The sequence below is a fragment of the Neotamlana nanhaiensis genome, from assembly GCF_000943555.1.
GTDB classification, from domain to species: Bacteria; Bacteroidota; Bacteroidia; order Flavobacteriales; family Flavobacteriaceae; genus Neotamlana; species Neotamlana nanhaiensis.
Genome location: NZ_JTDV01000005.1, coordinates 1 through 22,832, shown reverse-complemented (window position 1 = coordinate 22,832; position 22,832 = coordinate 1). Strand labels below are relative to the sequence as shown.

The window sequence follows — 22,832 nt, the reverse complement described above, 5'->3', positions numbered from 1 at the left end:
TTTAGTTTCGATTGAAAAACTAAACAGAAAATGACAGAAAAAATCATTAATTGGGGTATTATAGGTTGTGGCGATGTAACCGAAGTTAAAAGTGGGCCGCCCTACTCGATTGTAAATGGCTTTAAGCTTAAAGCCGTAATGCGTCGAGATGAAGCAAAACTTAAGGATTATGCCAAACGTCATAATGTAGAAAAAATATACACTAATGCTGATGATTTAATAAATGATCCTGAAATTGATGCGGTTTATATTGCAACGCCACCAGATACACATAAAGCATACGCATTAAAAGTAGCCGCAGTTGGAAAGCCATGTTGTATTGAAAAACCCATTACACCTACCTATAACGAAGCTGTCGCGATTGTTGAAGCCTTTGAAGCAAAAAAATTGCCCTTGTATGTCGCGTATTATAGACGATCGTTATCAGGATTTAATAAGGTAAAAGAATGGTTAGATAATAATTTAATAGGTGATGTTAGGCATATTACCTCACATTTAAGTAAACCTGCAAGTGATACTGACATATCGGATGTTTACAATTGGCGAACCGATAAAAAAATTGCACCTGCTGGTTATTTTGATGACTTAGCGAGCCATGAATTAGATGTGTACACCTATTTATTTGGAGACATTGAGATTGCGCAAGGTGTTAGTACAAATCAGCAAAACTTATATACAGCCTTAGATGCAGTTTCTGCCTCTTGGATTCATAAAAATGGCATCACAGGCTCTGGAACTTGGAACTTTGGTTGCAACGATCATGTCGATAAAAAGGTAATTTACGGTAGTAAAGGTACTATAGAATTTTCGGTATTTCACGACAATCCGTTTGTTTTAAAATCTGAAGATAGAACGGAAGAATACATCGCTGAAAACCCAAAGCATATTCAGCTGCACCATGTAAAATTAATGCGTGATGATTTATTAAACGGTGAACAAAAGCATCCTTCTACGGGAAAAACCGCTTTACACACGAGTTGGGTTATGGATAAAATATTAGGGAAAATATAGCTTTAATTAAGATTTAACTTTTTGTTGAATATATAAAATGTAAGAATTACATACATTTGATGAATTAAATTCAATGAGAATTGAATGTTTTTCTAAAAAATGTATTTATGAAGCTAAACAACTTAAACCTCAAATTTATTTCAGCACTTGTTCTTGCTGGAACTTTATTTTATGCTCCAAATTTGGAAGCACAAAATAAAAAGAAGAAAAAAAATAAAAACAAAACGGAAGCGGTTGCTCCTGCTCCAAAAAAAAATAAGGAGAAAACCATTGCAGATTTAGTTAAATCGAGCCATAAAATCGATGGCCTATTTCCTGTTTATCAAGATTCAATTACAGGAAGTTTGCAAATGCTAATTTCTGAAGATCAAATAGGTAAAGAATATATTTACTTTAGTCAAATTGCCGATGGCGTTATGGAAGCTGGTCGCTCGAACAGAGGATCGTATCGTGGATCGAAAGTTTTCAAAATTGAAAGATATTTTAATAAAATTGAATTTATAACCCAAAATACATCATTTTATTTCGATCCAGAAAATCCGCTTTCAAAATCGAAAGAAGCAAACATTAGTCAAGGTAACATGGCTAGTTTAAAAGTAGAAGCTCACGATAAAGAAAAAGGGTTATACTTAATTAAAGCTGACGATTTATTTTTAAAAGAAACTTTTTCTCAAATTAAACCTGCGAGTCGCCCAGGCGCTTCACCAACTTCATTTAAATTGGGTGGATTAAATAAAGATAAATCTAAAATAAAAAGCATAAAAAATTACCCAGAAAACACAAATTTAGAAGTTGAATATGTGTATTCTGCACCGTCGGTTTTAGCTGGTGGTTCAAGTGCTGTTTCCGATAGCAGAAATGTAAGTATTAAGGTGTTTCATAGTTTAATAGAAATGCCAAATAACGATTATCAAATTTTACTAGACGATCCTCGAGTTGGTTTTTTTACAACAGAAGTAGAAGATCAAACATCAACCTCGTCTACACCTTTTCGTGATTTAGTTCACCGCTGGCATTTGGTTAAAAAGAATCCAGAATTAGCAGTTTCTGAGCCAGTTGAACCTATTACTTGGTGGATTGAAAACTCAACACCACTTGAATGGCGTGAAACTATAAAACAAGGTGTTTTACAATGGAATGAGGCTTTTGAAAAAGCTGGTTTTAAAAATGCCATGGCTGTTAAAATTCAACCTGATGATGCCGATTGGGACGCTGGCGATATTCGTTATAATGTGTTACGTTGGACTTCTTCTCCAGAACCACCTTTTGGAGGTTACGGCCCTAGCTTTGTTAACCCAAAAACAGGACAAATTTTGGGTGCCGATATTATGCTAGAATTTGCACATTTTACCAATAGAGTGTTTTATGATAAACTGTTTAATTTGGCTTCAGAAAGTGAAGCGTTCGATTATAGCAACTTAAATGAAACCGATTATAAATATTGCTCGTATGGACATTTAATGCACGAAGACCTAATGTTTGCTAATGCAGTAGCTGAAGCTACGGGAGCATCAGAATTAGAAATGGAACGCATTAAAAAAGAATCGATGTTGGCATTAATAATGCACGAAGTTGGCCATACGTTAGGATTAAACCATAATATGAAAGCTAGTTATTTATACTCACCAGAGCAACTGGCAACACCTGAGTTTATAGCGGGAAAATGTTTAACAGGATCTGTAATGGATTATGCTACTTTAAACATCACCAAAGATAGAAGCAAGCAAGGACAATATGATGATGTGGCTGTTGGACCTTACGATATTTGGGCTATTCAATTTGGATATACCCCATTTAATTCGGAATCTGAAAAAGTAAATTTACTTAAACAATCTACCAAACCAGAACTAATTTTTGGTAACGACGCTGATGATATGCGTGCACCAGGAAAGGCTATTGACCCAAGAGTAATGATTAACGACCAATCGAACGACCCAATCACCTACTCTATTGATAGAATTGAACTTTCTAACAGTTTAATGGAAACGGTTAAACAACGTTTTACAAAAGAAGGAGAATCGTACCAAGCATTACGTCGTGCATACTATTTACTAAGTAACCAAAAAGCTGGAGCAACTAACGTAATTTCACGTCAAATTGGAGGTGTTTACGTTGATCGTGCCATGGCAGGTCAAGAAGGAGCTAAACAGCCTTATACGCCAGTAAGTTTAGAAGACCAAACACGTGCTATGAAAGCTTTAAGTAAATATGCATTCGCACCCGATGCCTTTGATGCGCCAAACGATTTGTACAATTATTTAGCGATGCAACGTCGCGGTTATAACTTTTTTAAAGGGCCAGAAGATCCTAAAATTCACGAACAAGTGTTAGGTTATCAAAAATCTGTATTAAGTCATTTGTTGCACCCTAATACTTTGCAACGTATTACAGACTCCGAACTTTATGGTAATAAATATGTACTTTCAAAATTTATGACCGATTTAAATAACGCCATTTTTAAAGCCGACATATATGGCAATGTAAATTCCTTTAGACAAAATTTACAATTAGAGTACACAAATACTTTAATTGGTATGTTAACGGGAAAACAAAACAGTAGATTTACAAACAACACCAAATCGATGGCATTGTACAACTTAAAAGCTATTAAAAATATGGCTGCACCATCGGGTAATATAGCTTCTAAAGCACATAAACAGCATTTAAGAACGCTAATTGATAACGCTATAAAGGAAATAAAGTAAGTTAATTGGAAATAAAAATTAAGAGGCTTTCTAAAGTTTAGTTTTAGAAAGCCTCTAATTTTTTATCTGTAAATCATGTTTCTTTTTAGGGACAAAAATTTGTTTACTTTATGTTTCATGATTCAATTTAAAAATAACAAATTTTATGCCATAGTTAGGAATACTTAGCCACCTTACCCTTTACACCTTCAAAAAACTGACGCATTTTTATAAAATCGGCTTCCATATTATCGGTTGGATAGAAAGGTTCGGAAATTATATTTTGTTTATTCTTAAAATCGAACGTAATCATAAAAATTGGAACCTTGGCTTTTTTAGCTATATGATAAAATCCCGTACGCCATTTTTCTACTTTTTTCCGCGTTCCTTCTGGTGCTAGGGTTATTCGAAATTCTTCCTTATTGTCAAATAATTTTGCAATAGCATCAACTTTATTTTCGTTACTATTTCTGTTTACAGGTGTTCCTCCTAGAGATTTAAAAAATAGTCCAAACGGAAAAATAAAAAGTTCTTTTTTGCCAATAAAATTAGTTTTTACTTTTACAACAGCGCGTAGTAATACGCCAATATAAAAGTCGTGCCAACTCGTATGGGGAACCGCAATAATAACCGCTTTTTTTATATTGTTTTTCGATAAGTTAGTGTTACCAACAACACGCCAACCTAACAGTTTAAAGTAAATAAATTTGGCAAGCTTTTGCATGCTACATTTTTTCGTAAAGCGCTCGTAATTTTTCTGGTGTTGCTATATTTTTCCAGTTTTTACCAAGTGCATTTTCCCAAAGTGGCTCTAATCCTAGCGATACTTTTATCATGGTATTAAAATCATCATCAGATAAATGCGCACATATACCTGTTGGAAGTGTAATATTATGTTTTTCCTTCATTTTATTAAAAAGTGCAACACCTTCTGGATAAAATTCTTCTAACTGATTAAAAACAATACAATTACCAATACCATGCTTGGTTCCTAATAAGAAAGCTAATCCGTAGCTCATAGCATGTGCCACACCAACTTGTGAATAAGCAATACTCATACCACCATGCCACGAAGCCATCATTAATTTTTCTTGAGCTTCTTTTGTTGATAGCGAATTATCTAAAAATATAGCCTTACAAAGTTCGAAAGCCTTTTCGCCATAACTCTTGCTGAATTCGTTTAAATAAGTACCCGTAAGCGATTCAATACAATGAATATAACAATCCATTCCAGTATAAAACCATTGCTCTTTAGGCACATCTTTTGTTAATTCTGAATCTAAAATAACTTGATCGAAAGGTGTGTAATCTGAATTTATACCAAGTTTTTTCTCGGGCCCAGTTAAAACTGTTGTTCTAGAAACTTCAGCACCAGTTCCAGAAATCGTTGGGATACCAACATGATAAATGGCTGGGTTTTTAACTAAATCCCAACCTTGGTAATCTTTAGCTTCACCACTATTGGTAATCATTATAGAAACAGCTTTTGCAATATCTAAAACGGTACCGCCACCAATGCCAATAATTCCCGACGGACGTTCTTTGGCTTGTAAAATGATGTCTTCAACTAAATCGTCAATTTGATCGGTTTTAGGTTCTTCTTCAGTTGGAATAAATATAATTCGGTCGTCATAACCCAATTGAATTCTTGAAGTTAACCAAGGGTTTCCACGAAAAAAATCGTCTATTAAAAATATAAATGGGGCATTAATGCTTAAGCGTTTTGGGGCTAAAACATCGTTTATTTGATTAAAACTACCTCTGCCAAAAATAACTCTTGGCACCATTGGAAAGTTCTTATAATTCATTAATTTTTTTTCTTTCAAACGGTAAAAATACCATTTATTTAATTTTTTTGGTTTAAAAAATGCTGAAATTTCTCAGCAAATTGCCCTATATGATAGCCATCTACTAAGGCATGATTAGCATGAATGGAAACATTCATTACAAGTTCTCTATTAATTTTTTCGGCTTTACTAAAAGCTAATTTAGGTACAGAATCGGGCCTTCCAGATAATGGTTGCCGCTCACCCTTAAAATTAACCCAAGGTATTGCCGACGAGTGTATACAATCTAAGGTGTTAGTTGGCGGGTATAACTCATTTGAGTTGTTTATACGCTCTTTTTCTGATTCTAAATTTTTAATAAAAACGTTTAAATCTTCGTCATAATTAAAAAACGAAAAACCAAAGGTTTTGTTTTCTCGTAGCATCGTTGTTGATGCGTTAATAACATCGTATTGAACCACTTTGCCATCTAAAATTCTTAGTTTCAAATTATCAACAGCATTTATAGCTTTTAAACTATCGTGCAAATATTTAGCAAAAAAACTAATATTATTTTCCTTTGAAAACTGATACGCTTTAGACACATTAAACGGAATAACTAACCCAAAATAAGGATCGACAAAACTCGAAAAATGTTCGAAAATTTGTTTACGTTCCCAAGTATCTGTGTTGATTATTTTCAATTTAATTTAAAATATTTAATAGTTCGGTTAAAGAATGTATGGTTTTATAAGCCTTTCCATTAGTTTCTTCCTCTGTAACCTGTTCGTGCACCCAAGTGGTATGAAACGGCACATGAATAGCTTTTGCTTTTAAATTTACTAGCGGTAACACATCAGATTTTAAAGAGTTGCCCACCATTAAAAATTCTGACGGATTAATTTCTAAACTATTTAAAAGTTTTGAATAATTCACTTCTTTTTTTTCACTTAACACCTCAATATGATGAAAATAATTAGTCAAACCCGATTTTTCCAATTTTCGTTCTTGATCTAACAAATCACCTTTAGTCGCCAAAATTAACTTATATTTTTTCGATAAGGTTTTTAAAACATCTTCTACGCCATCAAGCAACTCAACCGGTTTATTTAGCATGGTTTTACCAATGTTTAAAATGGCTTCCATAGTTTTGGGCTTTACGTTATAGTTTGAAAGCTCTAAAGCCGCTTCAACCATCGATAACGTAAACGCTTTAACGCCATAACCGTACAACTCTAAATTTTCAATTTCCTTTTTAAAAAGTTCTTGTTCGAGTTTATTTGGCGTTTCGTAATCTGATAATAACTGTCCAAACTCCGTTTCGGCATCACGAAAATAGGTTTCGTTCACCCAAAGCGTATCATCGGCATCAAAGCCAATAACTTTTATATTATCGTAGTTTATTTCCAATTATTTATTGATTTATATGAATTAGTAAAAACTATTTCCATTGTTTATTTGCGCGCACTAAATCTTCAGGTGTATCAATTTCTATGCCTTCTACACTAGTTGTTACCATTTTTATACGTTTTCCGTATTCTAAATAACGTAATTGTTCTAGTTTTTCTGATGCTTCCAAGGTTTGCATTGGTAAATTATAAAAATCTAACAAGGCTTGTTTTCTAAAAGCATAAACCCCTTTGTGTTTATAATATTTAACAGCTACATTTTTATCGCGCGGATACGGGATAGGACTACGTGAAAAATATAAGGCAAAATCATTTTGATCAATCACCACCTTTACAGTGTTCGGATTTTTTATTTCATCTTCATCGGTAATATGCACCATTAACGAGGCCAAATCTACTTCCTGTTGCGTATCATTTTTAAAAACAGCTATTAGTTTTTTAAGTGATTCTTCATCAGTAAAAGGTTCATCTCCTTGTACATTTACAACCACATCAATATCTAAATTTTCAACAGCTTCGGCAATACGATCGCTTCCGCATTCATGTGTTTTTTTACTCATAATGGCTTTACCACCATGATTTACAATTTCTTTATAAATAATGTCGCTATCGGTTACAACAAAAACATCATCAAACAATTTCGTTTCAACAGTAGCTTCATAAGTTCTACGAATAACTGTTTTTCCTCCCAAATCTTGCATTAATTTCCCTGGAAAACGCGATGCGCTGTATCGTGCGGGAATCATTGAAATAATTTTCATTTGAATTTTAAAAAATTAAACATCAAAAATAATCAAAATTAAAGGTTTTTAGCAACGGGCTTCTTAAACTTTTTATAGATTTTATAAATGATGAAGAAAATGAAGGCTACTAAAACTATTGCTAAAAAAGGTATAAAAATTGAAATTACCGACATAAACATAGCGGTTCCCGTTTCAATTAAAGACACCAAGGGATTTGCAATTCCTCCTGTTGTAGCCGTTGATGCTAATCGTGTGGTTGATGACGAACCTGCCACAACCGAAGCCGTACCACCTCCAGCAATTATTGCTAATGCCCAAGTAATAACAGGGCTTAAGTTGGCTACTGTAGATAGCATCACTGCGGTTCCTGCCAATGCCGCTAAAGGAATGGCTATGCTATCTAATAAATTATCGATATACGGAATAAAATAAGCGCAAACCTCTACAAGAGTCGCCACGCCAAGAGTAACTAAAGCTGGTGTACTGGCCACCCATTGCCAAGATTCATTGAGTACCCAAACATCAAAATACGCTGCTAAACTTAAAGCAAATAATGGTAAAAACACCCGAAAACCTACCGATGCTGATAAACCAATGCCTAAACAAATACTTATTATCGTTTCTGCTGTAATCATTTAATCTTCCTCAAAAAATTCATTTTTAAAACCTATAAGATACAATTTTTCTTTAGCACGAGTTACAGCGGTGTACAACCAACGCATATAATCTTTATCTACACCATTGGGCAAATAAGGCTGTTCTATAAATACGGTGTTCCACTGGCCACCTTGCGACTTATGGCAAGTAATAGCATATGAAAATTTAACCTGCAACGCGTTAAAATATTTATTAGCTTTAACTTTAAGAAACTTTTTATATTTAGCGGTTTCTTCCTCGTAATCTTTCATAACTTCTTGATACAAACGATTTGAGTCTTCGTATGATAACGAAGGGGTTTCAGCTTCAATAGTGTCTAAAAGCAAAACCGTTTCAAATGGGCTCATTTTTGGATAATCTACCATACGCACTTTTACTTCCGCGAAGCGAAAACCATAAAGCGAAATTATATTGAAAATTTCTAGCACTTCGATAATGTCGCCATTGGCAATAAATCCAGCTTCAGAGGTAGGTTTTAACCAAAAATAATTGTTTTTAACCACCATAATATAATCGCCAACCGTAATTTCGTTCTCGTTAAATAAAATTCGATTTCTAATTTGCTGATTATACAAATTAGCACGTTTATTACTACGCACAATTATTGCGGTATCCTCTTTTCCGTGGCTGCTATACGAATCGTTTATGGCATCCATTATTTCGTGGCCATCAATTAATCTTACAATGTCTTTAAAAGGCTTAACATCAAACTTAAAGTCATCGAAAAACTCACTAGCTAAATGGTCGCGTAACACTGTGGCATTTGCTAAAATTCCAGAATCATGCTCTTGCCTTACTACTTCATCTAGCTCCATTTTAGCCACTTCTTTATTATAATTTAGCGCTAAGGTATTTTCGTTTAATGCGGGACTAATGTCAAGTTTTACAGGTGGTAACTGTGCTGTATCACCAATTAATAGCAATTTACATTGATAACCAGAATACACGTATTGCATTAAATCGTCTAGTAGCGAACCGTTTTCAAACAATTTAGAATCACCAGGTGTGTCGGGTATCATGGATGCTTCATCAACAATAAAAATGGTGTTTTTGTATTTATTGGGTTGCAAAACAAACTTTACGCCACCACCGCGCTCTTTTCGTGGGAAATATATTTTTTTATGAATAGTAAACGCTTCTTTACCCGAATAATTAGCAATTACTTTTGCTGCTCTACCAGTTGGCGCCATTAACACCGCACTTTTTTTAGCTTTCCATAAATTGGTAACAATAGTGCCTATAATTGTAGTTTTTCCCGTACCTGCATAACCTTTTAAAACATAGAGCGCATCATTATTTTTGTTAAAAATAAACTCCGAAAGCTGTTGCAGTACAATGTCTTGTTTTAAGGTAGTTTGAAACGGAAAATGTTGTTTTATAAGCTTGTAGAATTCTGGAGCGGTCATTTAAAGGTAAAACGATTAATAAATTCTTCAAAGATAAAAATGATTTTTACTCCTATTAGCTTTTACGATTAAAAAAAAATTGTAGATTTGCTAAATACCAATTAATAATTTACAAATTTAAAACATACTATGTTAACATTTATTCTTATTGCAGTAGCAGTGATTTTAGGTACAATTGGCTTGGTTAAGTTAATTGACAAATTTATCCCAGCAAAATTTAAACCCATATTAAACATACTGCTTTGGATACTTATAATCTTTTTAGGTTACAAAACTTACATGTCTGTTTACGAACCAATAAAATTCAACAAAACCAAAAATAAGCGTTATGCTGAAGTTATTGAGAGTTTAATTGATATTAGAGATTCGCAATTAGCACATAAAACAGTAACTGGTAAGTTTGCCGAAAATTTTGATGGCTTAATTAAATTTATTGATACTGCACAATTCACTATTACACAACGTCGTGATTCATCTGTAATTGATGAAGTGCTTACAAAGCAGTTTGGTGTGGATATGAAAAAAGATATTGTTATAATTGATACTTTAGGTTATGTACCTGTAAAAGATTCATTATTCAAAAAATCTAATCGTTATAAAACAATGATGAATGTACCAGTTGGCGAAGACGGTGCTAAATTTAAAATGGAATCTGGTTTTATAATGCAAAATAACATTAACATTCCTGTGTTTGAAGCATCGGTAACAAAAGATGTTATTTTATTCGATCAAGATAAAGATTTGTTAGTGCAAGAAAACCAAGTAGTTTCGGTTGATGGCGTAAATGGAGATAAACTAAAAGTAGGCTCTATGGAAGAAGTTAAAACAATTGGTAACTGGCCAAAAACTTATGGCGCTGCAGAATAAGAAAATAACCAAATTAACAAATACAGAATTGTCCATTCAAATTAGTTTGAGTGGACTTTCTTTTTGTATACTAAACCGAGATACCAATACCATTACCTTTTTAAAAGAAGTTACCTTTGCAAAAAAGGAAAACCCTTTTGGTGTGCTCGATGCCTTAAAAAACGAATTCAATACCGAAGCCGTTTTAAACCATTTATTTGCCGAGGTTTTTGTAATTCACGATAACGAGCTATCAGCCTTAGTTCCCAAAGCCTTATTTAACGATGCTTGTTTAGCCGATTACTTAAAATTTAACACCAAAATTTTAAAATCAGATTTTATAACCTATGACGATATAAAAGTAAACGACAGCGCAAGTGTTTATGTGCCTTACATAAATATAAATAACTTTATCTACGAGAAATTTGGCAAGTTTACCTACAAACATATCTCAACCGTTTTAATTGAATCTATTTTAAAAACCGATGTTAACTATTTAGTGCCCAAAGCCTATGTTAATGTTAGTAAAGGACATTTTGAAATAGTTATAGTACAAAACAAAAAATTACAACTTTACAATTCGTTTTTCTATAATAGTAAAGAAGATTTTATTTATTATATACTATTCTGTTTAGAGCAGCTACAACTAAGCCCGGAAACCGTAAACCTAATATTTTTGGGCGATATTGATGCCTACGACGATTTATATGTAATCACCTATAAATACATCCGATTAATATTTTTTGGCGATCGAGAAGATCACTACAGATATGCTATCGATGCCCAACCAAAAAATAACCATAGTAATTACAGTATAATATCCAGTTTTTAATGCGAATTATATCCGGACAATACAAAAGCCGCAAAATTGTTGCACCTAAAAATTTACCTGTTCGCCCAACAACCGATATGGCGAAGGAATCTTTATTCAATATAATAAACAACAATTATTATTTCGACGATGTTTCGGTTCTCGATTTATTCGCCGGTACAGGCAACATAAGCTACGAATTTGCATCGCGTGGTACCGAAAATATCACCTGCGTCGATCAAGATTTTGGATGTATTAAATTCATCAATCAAACCGCAGAAAAATTCAACATGCCCATAAACACCATAAAAAGTGATGTGTTTAAATATTTAGAAAAGGCATCGGGCAATTACGATATTATATTTGCGGATCCGCCATATAATTTCTCCGACGATCAATTCTCTAAAATACCAGAACTCATATTCGCTAACAATTTACTAAGCGAAAGTGGTCTGTTAATTATAGAACATTCGAAACACACCAATCTTGAAGATCAGCCGTATTACAGTTACACAAAAAGTTATGGCGGAAATGCCTTCAGTTTCTTTGAAATACTTGAAGAATAAAATTAAAGAATATAAAAAATGGAAAACCCTTCTTGCTACAAGAAGGGTTTATTTTTTTAAGTAAATCTATAAGCCGAATTCTGTTTGTCCTGAACTCGTTTCAGGATCTCTCCATCACAAGTCAGCACTACCCTATCATTTATCTGCGAGCACTGTTACCAGTACACTTTAGCTGCCTACCCTCCAACAATCGAGCGTGCAGCCCTCAAACGTTGGTATACATGACATTGCACCACATAGAGTTTACCCGGTTTCACTACAGCATTACCTGTACATACTTTCTGTTGCACTTTTCCTAGCCTCACGACTGGTGGCCGTTAGCCACTATGTTGCACTATGGTGTTCGGACTTTCCTCTAAATCCTCGCGAAAGCGGGGATCTCATAATTATAACTTTCGTAATAAATTAATGAGATACCCAATCAAGTTGGGCATTTAGCGATAAGGCAATCTACTTGCGGCAAAAGTACAACACAATACAACCAAAAAGCAACAAAAACAATAATTATAATTTGGGCATTACCCGCAAGGGGTCGGGCTATACGCTACAAGTCCGCGCTCGTACCTCGCTGTGGGCTTTCCACTCCTATCCCTAATGCGGGCAGCATATTACAAACATTGTTAATAACTCCTTTTAAAATCTATTTTCATTCACTTAAAATATAAACATGAATTTTTAACTTTGTTATCTACAAAAAAGCAAACAAAAGGCATTGGAACACTTTATAGTATCTGCACGAAAATACCGTCCGCAAACGTTTAAAGACGTTGTAGGCCAGCAGGCTATAACCAATACTTTACTCAATGCCATCGATAATAATCATTTAGCACAAGCCTTATTATTTACAGGACCTCGTGGAGTTGGTAAAACGACCTGCGCGCGTATTTTGGCTAAAATGATAAATAGCGACGGGCAAGAAAACGAAGACGAAGATTTTGCTTTTAATATTTTTGAGCTCGATGCGGCATCAAACAACTCGGTAGATGATATACGTAACCTAACCGATCAAGTTCGTATACCGCCACAAGTAGGTAAATACAAAGTGTATATTATCGATGAGGTTCACATGCTTTCTCAGGCCGCTTTTAATGCCTTTTTAAAGACTTTAGAAGAGCCACCTAAACACTGTATTTTTATACTCGCAACCACCGAAAAGCATAAAATAATACCAACCATTTTATCACGTTGTCAAATCTTCGATTTTAAACGTATAACGGTAACCGATGCTAAAGAATACCTTAAATACATTGCCGAAGAACAAGGTGTAACTGCCGAAGACGATGCACTACATATTATTGCACAAAAGGCAGACGGTGCGATGCGCGATGCTTTATCAATATTCGATCGTGTAGTGAGTTTCTCTGGTAAAAACTTAACCAGACAAGCCGTAACCGAAAACTTAAATGTTTTAGACTACGAAACCTATTTTGAGAGCACCGATTTAATTCTGGAAAACAAAATACCTGATTTATTATTACATTTTAATAATACCTTATCAAAAGGTTTTGATGGGCATCATTATATAGCAGGTTTAGCATCCCATTTTAGAGATTTATTAGTTTGTAAAGCTCCAGAAACCATTCCGCTATTAGAAGTTGGAGACGAAACAAAAACCAAATACTTAGAGCAATCTAAAAAAGCTTCACAATCCTTCTTATTAAAAGGAATTGATTTAGCAAACGACTGCGATCTCAAATACAAATCCAGTAAAAATCAGCGATTACTCGTTGAACTCTGCTTAATGCAATTAGCCTCTATCACTTTTGATGGAGAAAAAAAAAATAGCAGACATTACATAATTCCTGCTTCTTACTTTAAAAAACTAGGTGTAAAACCTGTATCTGTAGACTTAGAAGTTGCTGCAAATGCACAACCAACGCAAACTACTAGCAAGCCAAAACAACCAGCACCACAAGAAAACAAAACGCCAAAAATAGTTTTAAATGCGCAAACAAAACGTGCTTCTGGTTTATCGTTAAGTAGTATTCGCGCTAAAAAAGATCATTTAGAAAAACAAAAGGAAATTGTTGTAAACGAAGACGATTTACCGAAAGAACCTTTTACCGAAAAAGAACTCGTTGATACTTGGAACGAATATGTACTAATCATTAAGAAAAAGGGTAAGCACAATTTAGCATCTATTTTAGCTATCGACATGCCTAAAGTTAAAAACAACACCGAAATACATGTTGTTTACCCCAACGAGACCAATAAAATTGAGGTAGAGCGCTCGCAGCACGATTTAATGCAGTATATTAGAAAGAAATTAAGCAACTACGATATTTCTTTAAATATTGAAATAAACGAAGTGTTAGAAAAGAAATACGCGTACACTACCGCCGAAAAATTTGAAAAGCTAAAAGAGAAAAATCCAAACATAGCCCTTTTAAGAAAAACTTTCGATTTAGATGTTTAAGTCATTAAAATATAAATTACTATCTCTTACAATTATACTGCTATCAATTTTATGTTTTAATTGCGATGGTAGAGAAAGAGCTTTAAAAACCAATGCCGAAGTTTTAAAAGAAAACAAGTTATTTAAAAGTTTTAGTGAAACTACGAACTACCAACCTAAACAGCCTGTTACTATAAAAACCGATACTATTTTAAGCAATTGTTTTAAAGTTAAAATTAATTACAAATCGGTTGAAAATGATCCGGTAATTATTGAAAAACTAACCAAAAATGATACTTTAAATAAAATCATTTATAAAAATTTTGAAGCGCATATTCAAGTTTCAAAAACTAATGAATTGACGCATCAATTTTTATTGAATAAATCAGTTTTTAATAATTTAGAAAATAACGATTTTATTCAAAAAGCCATAATGCAATATGTTTGGATTGATTTTGAAGCTTCAACCGACAAAATATTGTATTTAAATACAGCGTTCCATATTCCTGAAACCGAGCTATATAAAGACTTTGTAATTTCGGTTTACGATAACGGAACTATTCAAATTAAAGAAAAACAACTAACACAAAACATTATTTAATTATGTTAGGTCTTAAATTACCAACCGACCCACGTTGGGTTAATATTGTAGAAAAAAATATTGAAGAAATACTTACCGACCACGCCTTTTGCGAACAAAAAGCAACCAGTACAGCCATTTCTTTAATAGTAAGTTTCCCTGAATATACCGAATTGGTTCAAGAAATGACAGCCTTAGTTAAAGAGGAAATAAGTCATTTTAAAATGGTACACGATATTATTATTAAACGTGGTTGGGTGCTTGGAAGAGATCGTCGTGATGATTATGTTATTGAATTGGTGAAATTTTTCCCAAAAGGTGGTAGCCGAACAACGCAATTAGTACATCGTTTACTTTATGCGGCTTTAATTGAAGCTAGAAGCTGTGAACGTTTCCGTTTATTATCCGAAGAATTAGAAGATAAAGAACTAGCTACTTTTTACCGTAATTTAATGGCCAGTGAAGCGAACCACTACGCCATGTTTTTAGGGTTTGCAAGACAATATGGTGACCGTAAAGAAGTAGACCAAAAATGGCAACAACTTTTAGATTACGAAGCTGAAATAATGAAAAACCTGAGTAAAAAAGAAACTATACACGGTTAAAACTTGTAGCCAACACCAATTTGTATGTTGGTATTAATGGCTTCCATGTTTAATTTTTCGTCAAAAATATTTCTAATACCGTAAGTATAGCGAACATCGGCAAAAAGGGCATAATTTATTTTATAAGTTACACCAGCAACACCAGAATATCCGAAGTTTTTCACACCATCTTCGTATTTATGAACTTTTAAACTTACTTGAGGTCCTAAACCAGCGCTAATTTTTTCAGTAATTCTAAAATTCATTAAAACTGGCATTTGAATATAATCTAAATGTAGCGTTTCTTCATTTGCTCCTTCAGCCGAAAATTGTAATTCTGGCGACACAGCTACTTTTTTAGATAAAGCAATTTCCGCGAAAGCGCCAAAATAAATACTATTTCTATGCTTATTAGCCATTGGCGGATGTTCTTTAAAATCTAAATTAGAAATATTTAAACCACCACGTACTCCATACTTTACACCTTTAAACATCGGTATTTTCTTTTTAGGAGCTTCAACAGCTATAGAATCTATATTTTGTGCAAAACCATAAGACCCCATAAGTAGTAGTAAGGCGGAAAGTAATATTTTCTTCATAATCAATAGGTTTGGGAATATAATTAAAAGCTAATATATAGGAATATCAGAAAATAATACAACAATAAAAGGTAAAATGCAAAATTTTACTGTGTATTGCTAGAAACGGTATCGTAATAAATACTTTTTATAATACCGTCGGCTAAACCAATTTTAGGTACATAAATATTTTTAGCTCCACTCCATTTCATGGCAGTTAAATATATGCGCATTGCCGGAATAATTACATCGGCTCTATCTTGATTTAAATTTAACTCTGTAATACGTTCTTCGTATGAATAGCGCTGTAATGTATTGTAATACGAAGTCATATAAAAAAACGATAAGGGTTTACCGATGGCTTTTCCAGAGATTTTAAAAATTTTATTAATATTTCCACCCGAACCAATAACATCAATTTTATCGTAGCCCATGGTATGCTGGCTAATCCATATTTGTAAATCTTGCCAAGTTTCGTTTTGAACCATATCGTTTAGCAAACGTACTGTACCTATTTTAAACGAACGAGATGCTTTTTGTTTCCCTTGATCTATAATGGTAAACTCGGTACTTCCGCCACCAACATCAACATACAAATACGTTTTACTATTATCTATAAACTTATTTAAATCGGTTGCCGCAATAATAGCGGCTTCTTCTTCTCCATCAATAATATCGATACTTATTCCGGAGTGTTCGTAAATTAAATCGACAATTTTTCTGCCATTTTCAGATTCCCTCATTGCCGATGTAGCACAAGCTTTGTATTTTACTACTTTATGGGTTTTCATTAGCATTTTAAACGCTAACATAGTATCGAGCATGCGCTGTGTGTTATCTTTTGAAATTTTCTTTTTAATAAACACATCGGCACCTAAACGAATTGGTACACGTACCAGCGCATTTTTTTTAAACTGAACAGGTTTATCCTTTTGTTCAATTATGTTTGAAATAAGTAGTCTTACAGCATTCGAACCAATATCGATAGCTGCATATTTTTTAATAGATAGCATGCTAATCTTTTAATTTATTAACGTAATAATCGTAAATGGCGAATTGCGATCTTACTTTTTCGTTATTATTTTGTCTGTAATCATTTTCATTTTCTTGATTAATTAAACGTGCTTTTACATTGTCGTTCCAACCAATATCGAAAGTTTCTATAATTTCATTTTTAACATCTTCGTCATAAATTGGGCAAGTAACTTCTACTCTATTTTCAATATTTCGTGTCATCCAATCGGCCGAGGCAATATACACTTTTGGGTCGCCGTTATTTCCAAAAATATACACTCTGGAATGTTCTAAAAACTTATCAATTACACTAATAACTTCAATATTTTCGCTCATTCCCGGAATACCTGGAATTAAACAGCAAATGCCACGAACAACCATTTGAATTTTTACACCAGCTCTACTGGCTTCGTAAAGTTTATCGACCATGGTATAACTTGAAAGACTATTCATTTTTAAACGAATTAAGCCTTTTCCTTCGCCTTTTTTTGCGATTTCGATTTCTTTGTCGATTAATTTGAAAAACGACTTTTGAGTATAATGAGGTGATACTATTAAGTGTTTATAACGTTGAATTCGATAGTTGGTATGGAAGAAATCAAAAATTCGACTGACGTCTTTTAATATTTTTTGACTTGCTGTAAAAAGTGTATAATCGGTATAAATTTTAGCTGTCGATTCGTTAAAATTACCAGTACTAATAAAACCATAGCGTTTAATTCGCTTGCTCTCTTCACGCTCAATAACACACATTTTACTGTGTACTTTTAAACCAGCTACACCAAATATTAAATTTACGCCTTCGCCTTTCATTTGTTCGGCGTATTGAATATTGGCTTGCTCATCGAACCTTGCGCGAAGCTCGATGGCTACAGTAACTTGCTTACCATTAATTGCCGCATTAATAAGAGAACTTGCAACATGTGATATTTCGGCTAAACGATAAATAGTAATTTTTATGGTTTTAACTTTGGGGTCCAAAGCTGCTTCACGTAAAAACTTAACCACATATGAAAATGTTTGGTATGGCGTATGAAGCAGATAATCTTTTTTAGTTAACGCTTTAAAAATACTTTCTTGCAGGCTTAAACCTTTTATTGGTAAAGCATCTATTTTACTGTACATTAAGTCGGTTCGCCCTAAACTAGGAAAGCCCATATAATCGCGCCGGTTATGGTAACGCCCACCAGGAATAATACTATCAGTATCATCAATTCCCATTTTGTTCATTAAATACCTAAGTGTATCTTCATCTATCGTTTTATCATACACAAAACGCACTGGCTCACCAATTTCACGGTGTTTTACGCTATCGGAAATTTTATCGATAAAACTTTTACTTAAATCGCTGTCAAAATCTAACTCACCATCTCGAGTGATTTTAATCATATGAGCAGAAATGGTTTCGTAATCGAAAATATTAAAAATGTCAGATAAGCAATAACGCAGCAAATCATCAATCATTATAATATAATTTTTACCATCTTGTTTTGGTAAAACAACAAATCTGTCGATTGATTTAGGAATTTCAATTAATGCAAATTGCTTGGTATTATCCTTCATTAGCATTTTAACTGCTAAATAAGCGGCACTATCTTTTAAATTTGGAATATTTACTTCATCGTTTAAAATAATAGTTACCAAACCAGGGCTAACTTTACGTAAAAAGTGATTTTTAACAAAATCGTGCTGATTTTCGGAAATATCATTTTCTTGAATCACATAAATATTTTCGCTCTCTAATTTTAATTGAATATTATTAAGAATTTTTAAGCTTTCACTCTGTTGTTTTATAACTATTTGAGTGATAATTTCTAGAAGTTCTTTGGCTTTTATACCTCCTAATTCGTTTTTAGCTCCTTTTCCTGCTTCAACTATACGTTTTACGGTGGCGTAACGCACTTTAAAAAATTCATCTAAATTGTTTGAAAATATTCCTAAAAACCTAAAACGCTCAATTAATGGCACGGTTTCGTCTGAGGCTTCTTGTAATACTCTGGCGTTAAATTGTAGCCAACTTATTTCTCTGTTTACATAACTATTGGTTATAGTTTCTGTTTTAGTCATTTAATTTTGTTGCATTTTTTATTTAGGAAAACAAATATATTCTATTTACGCTTAAATGTAAGTTAATATAATGATATGAAATTACTAAAAACAGAAAATTATTTTAAATCCTTAGGAAAAATAGTTTTTATGGTTTTGCCTGGTTTAAGCTCGTGCCAATTATCAATATTAAACTCTAAAATGGTTACACCACAAGTTGGAATATTCTCGAAATAAATATCACCATAAAGATTAACAAAACTGGTAATGGCATGATTATGACCAAATATAATAAGGCTATTTATATTCGATTCGCAGGCCTTAATTGTTTGTGTTAAGTTTTCGCCTGAAAAATCGTATAAATTATAATTCAATGAACATATGTTTTTATCGATTTTTAAGTTTTGAATAAAAATATTAGCTGTGGTTTTTGCGCGCATCGCATCGCTTGATATTAATTTGCAAAACGTTAAGTTTAAATCAATCAATGCGTTAGAAACTAATTCGGCATCATTAAAGCCACGCGAATTAAGTGGACGTTCATGGTCTGTTACATTATGTTTCCAAGACGATTTAGCATGTCGTATAATAGTTAGTTTTTTCATATTTATCGATTAAAAGATATTATATGTCGATAAATGTTTTTAAATCGATATAATTCACGTTATTTGTTTATAAAATTATTAAAAAAAAACGCATTAATTTAAATCGCTTGTAAAATTACGATTACAATCGCTATATGGCTTTTTACGTCGACAACCTGTATTTTAATAACTTTTAAACGATTTTATAAGTGATTTAACATTTTTTTTTCAAATAAACATTTGATATGATTTGTTTTGTTGTACCTACAAAATTTAACATTATGACCCTGAATCGTATTTATACTATTTCTATTGAAATACTTACACAAGTATTTCTCCTTACATTTTTCCCTCACAAAATAAAAAGAAACAATTTAGCAACTGTATTTGTATAGTTGACAATAATTAATGTGTAAAAACTAGACTATGAAGCCCTTTACAATTATATTATTCACTTTTTTAAGTGTTTTGCCTTTAAAAAAGCAAACTTATTTTAATACTACAATCCAGAATTGTGAAGCAACATTAAAGGTTGTTAAAGATCGAAATGCTAAATCTGTTTTTGGAGATAGGCCTACCAAGTTTGACTTAACTCTAACAAATACGTCTGCGAGTAGAACTACTTTTAAAATATATACTGAAAAATCTAAAGAAAGTTGCGGAAAAAATAGCTATTTAAAAAGTAGTAGTAAGAAATTACAAAATGAAGATTTGAATGTTTCCTTTGTTAATCCAACTACTGGTAAAACATCTCAAGATAAGTCGTCTGGTTTAAACGAATTTACCTTAAATGCAGGTGAATCAAAAACTTTCGAAATTTTTGTTCAGGCTAAAGAAGACACACCTTATTATTCATGGGGTTGTATTGATGTAAAAGCAGAATCCGCCAGTTGTAATTCTATAATTGCAACCACAAAATTAAGTATTTACATTCCCGATCCAACTGAAGAGTAACACTAGCTAAAAAAATAAGACTCCAAAATAGAAATTATATGAAAACAGAATTACAATTTCTAAAACAAAACATTAGACTACTAAAATTAATTATTCTTTTTTTAGTTTTAGGTTTAAATGAAATTACCAACGCTCAAGAAGTAGTGGTAAATAAATACGCCGTTGAAAACACATCGCAATGTAACCAATTTGATGTAACTTTAGAGATTACTGGAGCTCCTCCTGTGCAGCCTTTGGAAGTTGTATTGGTTATTGATAGATCTAATAGTATGAGTTATGGATCAAGTCCTTATCCAATTGATTATGCCAAGGACGCCGCTATCGATTTTGTTCAAAATTTATTTTCACCAGCAAATAACCCAACAGGTCTTAATAGAGTTGCTATTGTTAGCTATGGTAATACAGGTTTTGTTAATATAGGATTAACAGATAGTTTTGGTGAAACACTAGTAATTGCTGCTATTAATAGTATTGTAACTGCTGGAGCCACAAATATGGAAGATGGTTTAGTTAAAGCCGATGAAGTTTTAACTAACTCTGGAACTTTTGATTGTATCACTCAAAGAAATATTATTTTACTTTCTGATGGTTTTCCAAGTTTACAAAATAATGGTCCTGGTTGTAATTATGTTACAGCACAAAGAGGATCTGGTTGTCAATTGGCTGCAATTCAGGCCGCTGAGGATGCTAAAACAACTATTATTAGTGGAACAACATATAACCAAGGTATTTTTACTATTGGTTTAACAGGTGCTCTTGATGGTGAAAATGAAACGATTGCTTTAGAAACCTTAGATCAAATACAAAATTCAGGTGCATATTCTACCGAAAACAATGCAGATCTAACAGGTATATACGGTGATATCTTAAATCAATTAGCTGCGGCAGCTACTCAATTACCTAATCAAGCTTTAGTTGATGATATTATTTCAACAGGATTTTCTTTAGTTCCAGGTTCTATTAATGCTAGTAAAGGTACTGCTTCATTATCTGGTCAAACTTTAAATTGGTTTGTTGATAGTGTAAGAGATGAAACTATAACACTTAATTATACCATTGAAGCAAATGCAAATTCATGTGGTACCCACCCCTCAGGTACCTCAAGAATTAATTATATGGATTCCTCTTGTACAGAAACCTTTATTGATTTTAATAATCCAAGCGTATGTGTACCTTGTCCAGAAATTGATCCCGTTCTAACGCATTCAGCATGTGCATCAATTGATTATTCTAACACATTAACACATGGGGGTTGTGGCGGCTCTACATCTGATAATTTTTTATGGGAATTTTTCTTAAATGGGAATTTAGTGGGTACTTCAACTTCTGAAAGTGGCACTTTTACTTATACTGGTGCCGCAGATTTTGAAGGTAGCTTTACAGCTAACCTTACATATACGGGAACTTATGGTGGCGGATGTAGCCAACCAAGTGTCACTGAAGCCTCTAATGAAATAATTCTGCCTACACTCTTAAGCGCTTCATTAATTTCTCAATCAGGAACAGGATGTTCTGGCAATTTAGGAGAAATAACAGTAGAAGGACAAAATGGAACAGCTCCCTATACTTATGCATTAAACGGAGGAACTGCTCAATCAAGCGGTACCTTTTCCAATTTGGCAGCCGGATCTTACAGTGTGCTAATAACCGATGATTTGGGATGTACCTATACCCTAGAAAATATAAATGTTGAAATTTCGGATAGTGAAGCACCTACAATTACTGCTCCTGCAACTTTGAGTTTTATTGGTTGTGATGAAAATGATATTTCGTCAACAAATTCAAGATACCCTTTTAGTAGTACGCAATCTATTGATATAAAAGACACATATGTTACTATTGGTTACACGGCTTCCGATGATATTAACATTGCCAGTATTACCTATATTGATGTAGTTTCTTCTGGATCAAGTTGCCCTATAGTTGTTACCAGAACTTATACGGTTACAGACGATTGTGGTAAATCAGCAACCGCTACGCAAACAATCTCTATAAATGATAATATTGCACCTACAATTACGATTCAAGCTAATGATTTAACCGTGGAATGTGATGGTGATAACAGTGCCGATTTATTAAATTGGATTAATAGTAACGGTGGAGCCTCTGCTTCTGATAACTGTTCATCTATTACCTGGACAAATGACTTTTCTGATTTAGATGTGGATTGTGGAAATGCAGGAAGTGGTGAAGTAACC

21 protein-coding genes and 1 other RNA gene are annotated in these 22,832 nt (G+C 33.2%); 10 read left to right on the top strand and 12 right to left on the bottom strand.

Annotated elements, in window-relative coordinates; translation table 11 throughout:
• Positions 1 to 30 precede the first annotated feature (30 nt).
• On the top strand, positions 31 to 1,011 hold the full coding sequence (locus PK35_RS07580; protein ID WP_044626105.1) for a Gfo/Idh/MocA family protein: 981 nt from the start codon (positions 31 to 33) through the stop codon (positions 1,009 to 1,011).
• A 107-nt stretch (positions 1,012 to 1,118) separates the two neighbouring features.
• The gene (locus PK35_RS07575) at positions 1,119 to 3,716 is read left to right on the top strand and encodes a zinc-dependent metalloprotease (protein ID WP_044626104.1); all 2,598 of its coding nucleotides are present in this window, start codon (positions 1,119 to 1,121) and stop codon (positions 3,714 to 3,716) included.
• 154 nt (positions 3,717 to 3,870) lie between these two features.
• Here the strand turns inward: PK35_RS07575 and PK35_RS07570 are convergent, their stop codons facing one another.
• From PK35_RS07570 to PK35_RS07540, 7 genes are read right to left on the bottom strand one after another with little or no spacing between them, the layout of a single operon-like run.
• On the bottom strand, positions 3,871 to 4,419 hold the full coding sequence (locus tag PK35_RS07570; RefSeq protein ID WP_044626103.1) for a 1-acyl-sn-glycerol-3-phosphate acyltransferase: 549 nt from the start codon (positions 4,417 to 4,419) through the stop codon (positions 3,871 to 3,873).
• 1 nt (position 4,420) lies between these two features.
• Positions 4,421 to 5,503 (bottom strand): iron-containing alcohol dehydrogenase family protein, encoded by a 1,083-nt coding sequence (locus PK35_RS07565; protein WP_044626102.1) that lies wholly within the window; start codon positions 5,501 to 5,503, stop codon positions 4,421 to 4,423.
• A 38-nt stretch (positions 5,504 to 5,541) separates the two neighbouring features.
• Positions 5,542 to 6,165, bottom strand: a complete 624-nt coding sequence (locus PK35_RS07560) for a CatA-like O-acetyltransferase (RefSeq protein ID WP_044626101.1) — start codon at positions 6,163 to 6,165, stop codon at positions 5,542 to 5,544.
• A 1-nt stretch (position 6,166) separates the two neighbouring features.
• Positions 6,167 to 6,871, bottom strand: a complete 705-nt coding sequence (locus PK35_RS07555; protein WP_044626100.1) for an HAD family hydrolase — start codon at positions 6,869 to 6,871, stop codon at positions 6,167 to 6,169.
• A gap of 31 nt (positions 6,872 to 6,902) precedes the next feature.
• Positions 6,903 to 7,631 carry a 3-deoxy-manno-octulosonate cytidylyltransferase gene (kdsB, locus tag PK35_RS07550; RefSeq protein WP_044626099.1) on the bottom strand — a complete coding sequence of 243 codons (729 nt, stop codon included), beginning with the start codon at positions 7,629 to 7,631 and terminating at the stop codon, positions 6,903 to 6,905.
• 38 nt (positions 7,632 to 7,669) lie between these two features.
• Positions 7,670 to 8,245 (bottom strand): DUF4126 domain-containing protein, encoded by a 576-nt coding sequence (locus PK35_RS07545; protein WP_044626432.1) that lies wholly within the window; start codon positions 8,243 to 8,245, stop codon positions 7,670 to 7,672.
• 3 nt (positions 8,246 to 8,248) lie between these two features.
• Positions 8,249 to 9,676: an ATP-dependent DNA helicase gene (locus tag PK35_RS07540; protein WP_044626098.1), complete on the bottom strand. Its 1,428-nt coding sequence runs from the start codon at positions 9,674 to 9,676 to the stop codon at positions 8,249 to 8,251.
• Positions 9,677 to 9,805: 129 nt separating this feature from the next.
• Here PK35_RS07540 and PK35_RS07535 point away from each other — a divergent pair, with 129 nt between their 5' ends.
• From PK35_RS07535 to rsmD, 3 genes are read left to right on the top strand one after another with little or no spacing between them, the layout of a single operon-like run.
• On the top strand, positions 9,806 to 10,543 hold the full coding sequence (locus PK35_RS07535) for a hypothetical protein (protein ID WP_202903825.1): 738 nt from the start codon (positions 9,806 to 9,808) through the stop codon (positions 10,541 to 10,543).
• A complete protein-coding gene (locus PK35_RS07530) occupies positions 10,527 to 11,354 on the top strand; it encodes a DUF3822 family protein (protein ID WP_044626097.1) in 828 nt (275 codons plus the stop codon). The genes PK35_RS07535 and PK35_RS07530 overlap by 17 nt, the downstream gene beginning before the upstream one ends.
• Complete coding sequence (gene rsmD, locus PK35_RS07525) at positions 11,354 to 11,899, top strand: 16S rRNA (guanine(966)-N(2))-methyltransferase RsmD (RefSeq protein ID WP_044626096.1); 546 nt, start codon at positions 11,354 to 11,356, stop codon at positions 11,897 to 11,899. Before PK35_RS07530 ends, rsmD begins: the two co-directional genes overlap by 1 nt.
• Positions 11,900 to 11,952: 53 nt before the next feature.
• Here the strand turns inward: rsmD and rnpB are convergent.
• Positions 11,953 to 12,284: RNase P RNA component class A (rnpB, locus tag PK35_RS17175), an RNA gene on the bottom strand.
• Positions 12,285 to 12,611: 327 nt separating this feature from the next.
• On the opposite strand from rnpB, the gene dnaX reads away from it, so the two are divergent.
• Genes dnaX through PK35_RS07510 form a run of 3 tightly spaced genes read left to right on the top strand, consistent with a single transcriptional unit; the run spans position 12,612 to position 15,479 of the window.
• Positions 12,612 to 14,315, top strand: a complete 1,704-nt coding sequence (gene dnaX, locus PK35_RS07520) for a DNA polymerase III subunit gamma/tau (RefSeq protein ID WP_044626095.1) — start codon at positions 12,612 to 12,614, stop codon at positions 14,313 to 14,315.
• A complete protein-coding gene (locus tag PK35_RS07515; RefSeq protein WP_044626094.1) occupies positions 14,308 to 14,895 on the top strand; it encodes a hypothetical protein in 588 nt (195 codons plus the stop codon). The genes dnaX and PK35_RS07515 overlap by 8 nt, the downstream gene beginning before the upstream one ends.
• A 2-nt stretch (positions 14,896 to 14,897) precedes the next feature.
• On the top strand, positions 14,898 to 15,479 hold the full coding sequence (locus tag PK35_RS07510; protein ID WP_044626093.1) for a MiaE family protein: 582 nt from the start codon (positions 14,898 to 14,900) through the stop codon (positions 15,477 to 15,479).
• Here PK35_RS07510 and PK35_RS07505 read toward each other — a convergent pair.
• The 4 genes from PK35_RS07505 to PK35_RS07490 all read right to left on the bottom strand — a co-directional run bounded on the left by PK35_RS07505 (position 15,476) and on the right by PK35_RS07490 (position 19,701).
• Positions 15,476 to 16,057: a porin family protein gene (locus PK35_RS07505; protein ID WP_044626092.1), complete on the bottom strand. Its 582-nt coding sequence runs from the start codon at positions 16,055 to 16,057 to the stop codon at positions 15,476 to 15,478. The two genes, PK35_RS07510 and PK35_RS07505, sit on opposite strands and share 4 nt — an antisense overlap.
• An 86-nt stretch (positions 16,058 to 16,143) precedes the next feature.
• Complete coding sequence (locus PK35_RS07500) at positions 16,144 to 17,049, bottom strand: Ppx/GppA phosphatase family protein (protein ID WP_044626091.1); 906 nt, start codon at positions 17,047 to 17,049, stop codon at positions 16,144 to 16,146.
• 1 nt (position 17,050) lies between these two features.
• A complete protein-coding gene (gene ppk1 / locus PK35_RS07495) occupies positions 17,051 to 19,117 on the bottom strand; it encodes a polyphosphate kinase 1 (RefSeq protein ID WP_044626090.1) in 2,067 nt (688 codons plus the stop codon).
• Between the two features lie 98 nt (positions 19,118 to 19,215).
• Positions 19,216 to 19,701, bottom strand: coding sequence for a SixA phosphatase family protein (locus tag PK35_RS07490; protein WP_044626089.1), 486 nt, complete (start codon positions 19,699 to 19,701; stop codon positions 19,216 to 19,218).
• A gap of 405 nt (positions 19,702 to 20,106) precedes the next feature.
• On the opposite strand from PK35_RS07490, the gene PK35_RS07485 reads away from it, so the two are divergent.
• Positions 20,107 to 20,634, top strand: a complete 528-nt coding sequence (locus PK35_RS07485; RefSeq protein WP_117624659.1) for a hypothetical protein — start codon at positions 20,107 to 20,109, stop codon at positions 20,632 to 20,634.
• A gap of 38 nt (positions 20,635 to 20,672) precedes the next feature.
• Positions 20,673 to 22,832 (top strand): vWA domain-containing protein (locus tag PK35_RS07480; RefSeq protein WP_044626087.1); only part of this gene is annotated, 2,160 nt, incomplete at its 3' end.